This is a genomic window from Noviherbaspirillum sp., assembly GCF_035944575.1.
GTDB lineage: Bacteria > Pseudomonadota > Gammaproteobacteria > Burkholderiales > Burkholderiaceae_D > Noviherbaspirillum.
The window spans coordinates 1-3,175 of sequence record NZ_DASZBA010000042.1 but is presented as its reverse complement, the minus strand read 5'-3'; the positions used below and the strand labels follow the sequence as shown (position 1 = coordinate 3,175).

The following is a 3,175-nucleotide window of genomic DNA, read 5'->3' as shown; positions in this document are numbered from 1 at the left end:
CGCGTGGCGAAGTGATAAGGTTGTAAGCGAGCCAGCTCCTTCCCCCTTTTAGGGGGAAGGTTGGGATGGGGTAGTGAGGTTGAGCCACTGCATGCAGTCGCTCAACCTCACCACCCCCACCCTAACCCTCCCCCTGAGAGGGGAGGGGGCCGGTAGTTACGTGCTTTGGACGACGTTTATCTCGCTTGCGTCTTTGTTAAACATTCATCCATCATCAGTACGATCGGCAAGGCGACCATCAACTTCCCGACCCTTCAAACATCCCGCTTCCGATCCTTCTCCCACAACACATCGCTTCCCCCCGCATACCGGTTCAGCACCCGCGACAGCACGAACATCAGATCAGACAACCGGTTCATGTACTGCCGCGGTTTATCGTGAATGGTCTCGGCATTGCCCAGCGTGACGATCGCGCGTTCGGCGCGGCGGGCGACGGTGCGGCACACATGCGCCTGCGCCGCGCCACGGGAACCGGCCGGCAGGATGAAATCCTTCAGCGGCGGCAGGTCGGCATTGTATTTTTCCAGCAAAGCGTCGAGTCGCGCGACATGCGATTCGGTGATCATCGTGTAACCGGGAATGCACAATTCGCCGCCGAGGTCGAACAGGTCATGCTGGATCGACACCAGTTCCTCACGCAAGGCCGGCGGCAGGTCCTCGCACAGCAGCAGGCCGACATGGGAATTCAATTCATCCACATCGCCCATCGCATGCACCCGCAGGCTGTCCTTGCCGGTACGGCTGCCGTCGCCGAGACCGGTGGTGCCGTTGTCGCCGGTGCGTGTCGCTATCTTGGAAAGTCGGTTGCCCATGATGATTCGGAAAGAGTAGGAGACACCGCGAGGATACGGCAAAAACGCCGCTGGCGAACATTCCCCGTGAGAGTAGAATCGTCCCATCCCCAGGAGATGCCATGAACCATCCAGCTGATTTGAGCAAGCTTGCGCGGCCGGCAACGGAAGCGCTGCTGTCAGACCTGCGCGCCGTGTTCGGCGAACGTCTTTCCACCACCCACGCGATGCGCGAACATCACGGACGCGACGAATCGTCCTACGATCCGATGCTTCCCGATGCGGTGGTGTTCGCCCACACCACCGAGGAGGTGGCTGCCGCGGTGAAACTGTGCAATGCCTGCGGCGTGCCGGTGATTCCTTATGGCACCGGTACGTCGCTGGAAGGCCATGTGCTCGCACTACAGGGCGGCATCACCATCGATCTGTCGCAAATGAACCGCGTGCTGGCCATCCATGCCGAGGACCTAACCGCGACCGTGCAGGCCGGCGTGACCCGCAAGCAACTGAACCAGGAAATCCGGGACACCGGCCTGTTCTTCCCGATCGATCCCGGCGCCGATGCCTCGCTCGGCGGCATGGCCGCCACCCGCGCGTCCGGCACCAACGCCGTGCGCTACGGCACCATGCGCGAAAACACGCTGGCGCTGACGGTAGTAACTGCCGACGGCCGCATCATCAGGACCGGCACCCGCGCCCGAAAATCATCCGCCGGCTACGACCTGACGCGCATCTTCGTCGGCAGCGAAGGCACGCTCGGCGTCATCACCGAAGTCACCGTCCGCCTGTATCCGCAGCCCGAAGCGGTGTCGGCCGCCGTTTGTTCCTTTCCCTCCGCCGCCGATGCAGTCAACAGCGTCATCCAGACCATCCAGATGGGTATCCCGGTGGCAAGAATCGAGTTTCTCGACGAGAACAGCGTCCGCTCGATCAATGCGCACGACAAGCTGAACCTGCCTGAAAAACCACTGCTGCTGTTCGAGTTCCACGGCAGCGAAAACGGCGTGCGGGAACAGGCCGAGATCGTGCAGGAAATCGTCGGCAGTCATCATGCGATCGGCTTCGAATGGGCCGTGCGGCCGGAAGACCGTTCACGCCTGTGGGCGGCCCGCCACAACGCGTATTTCGCCATGCTGCAGATGCGGCCGGGTGCGCGGTCGATTTCCACCGACTGCTGCGTGCCGATTTCCCGCCTGGCCGAATGCATCCTCGACACCAAGGACGATTGCGAGAAGAACGGCATGATCTACTCCATCATCGGCCATGTCGGCGACGGCAATTTCCATGTACTGATGATGGTCGATCCGCACGATCCCGATGAGATGGCGAAAGCGGAAGGCGTCAACGCACGCATGGTCTCGCGCGCGATCGCCATGGACGGTACCTGTACCGGCGAGCATGGCGTCGGTATGCACAAGATGGATTTTCTGGTGCAGGAACACGGGGAGGAGGCAATCGAGACCATGCGGTCGCTCAAGCATGCGTTTGACCCGAACAACATCATGAATCCCGGTAAAATCATCCACTGGTAGCCTCCGAGGCTTGCAGAGACGCGTACGGGGCCAATCTCAAGCCTGTGGTGCTCACCGTACCGAAGTACGGTTCCGCTCCGCGGCTTGACCTTGGCTCCCGTACGCGTCCCTGCAAGCCTCGGATATGTGGCTGATGTCGGTATGTGACGTTCGTACGCGAGTACGGATGGGCTTCCCGGACCGGCCTTGGCACCTGTGAATGTGCCTGATCGCCTCTTGGCTGCTTTCGATCCTCCACGAATTTTTGAAGCTTCTTATGGCAAATCGCCTTCCTCCGGTCCACGCGCTTTCCGCCTTCGAGTCGGCGGCTCGCAACGGCTCCTTCGCCGTCGCGGCGGAGGAGTTGTGCATCACGCCGTCGGCGCTGTCGCATCGCATCCGGCTGCTGGAGGACTTTGTCGGCGAGCGGCTGTTCCTGCGCGATGGGCGCAGCGTCACCTTGTCGGAATTCGGGCGGCGCTACTTGGACGTGGTGCGCGGGGCGCTGCGTGCACTGAGCGATTTTCCGCTGCCGCATCGCAGCGCTCCAGCCCAGCCGCGCATCAAGGTCACCGTGCCGCCTACTTTCGCGCGCTACCTGCTGGTGCCGCGGCTGGCGGACTTCACCGCTCGTTATCCGGATATCACGGTGGAAATGTTCCTGTCGGTGCCCTTGTATGACCTGAGTCTGTCGGAAAGCGATGTCGAGGTGCGATTCGGCGCGGGAAATTATCCCGACATCGTGACCGAGAAGCTGTTCGAGGAGCCGACCTTCGCCGTGGCGAGCCCGACCTATCTTGCCAAGGTCGGCCCGCTGGAAAAGCCCTCCGATCTGCGCAGGGCGATCCTGCTGCGCTCGGCACTCGAACCCTG

Annotated in this window: 3 protein-coding genes; 2 read left to right on the top strand and 1 reads right to left on the bottom strand. The window is 61.9% G+C overall.

Annotation, left to right across the window (positions count from 1 at the left end):
- Window positions 1-254: 254 nt before the first annotated feature.
- Window positions 255-812: a cob(I)yrinic acid a,c-diamide adenosyltransferase gene (locus VGU61_RS02630; RefSeq protein WP_326857548.1), complete on the bottom strand. Its 558-nt coding sequence runs from the start codon at window positions 810-812 to the stop codon at window positions 255-257.
- Window positions 813-913: 101 nt separating this feature from the next.
- Between VGU61_RS02630 and VGU61_RS02625 the strand changes: the two genes are divergently transcribed.
- Together VGU61_RS02625 and VGU61_RS02620 are read left to right on the top strand one after the other, a co-directional pair.
- Window positions 914-2,323: an FAD-binding oxidoreductase gene (locus VGU61_RS02625; protein WP_326857547.1), complete on the top strand. Its 1,410-nt coding sequence runs from the start codon at window positions 914-916 to the stop codon at window positions 2,321-2,323.
- A 256-nt stretch (window positions 2,324-2,579) separates the two neighbouring features.
- Window positions 2,580-3,175 (top strand): LysR substrate-binding domain-containing protein (locus tag VGU61_RS02620; protein WP_326857546.1); only part of this gene is annotated, 596 nt, incomplete at its 3' end.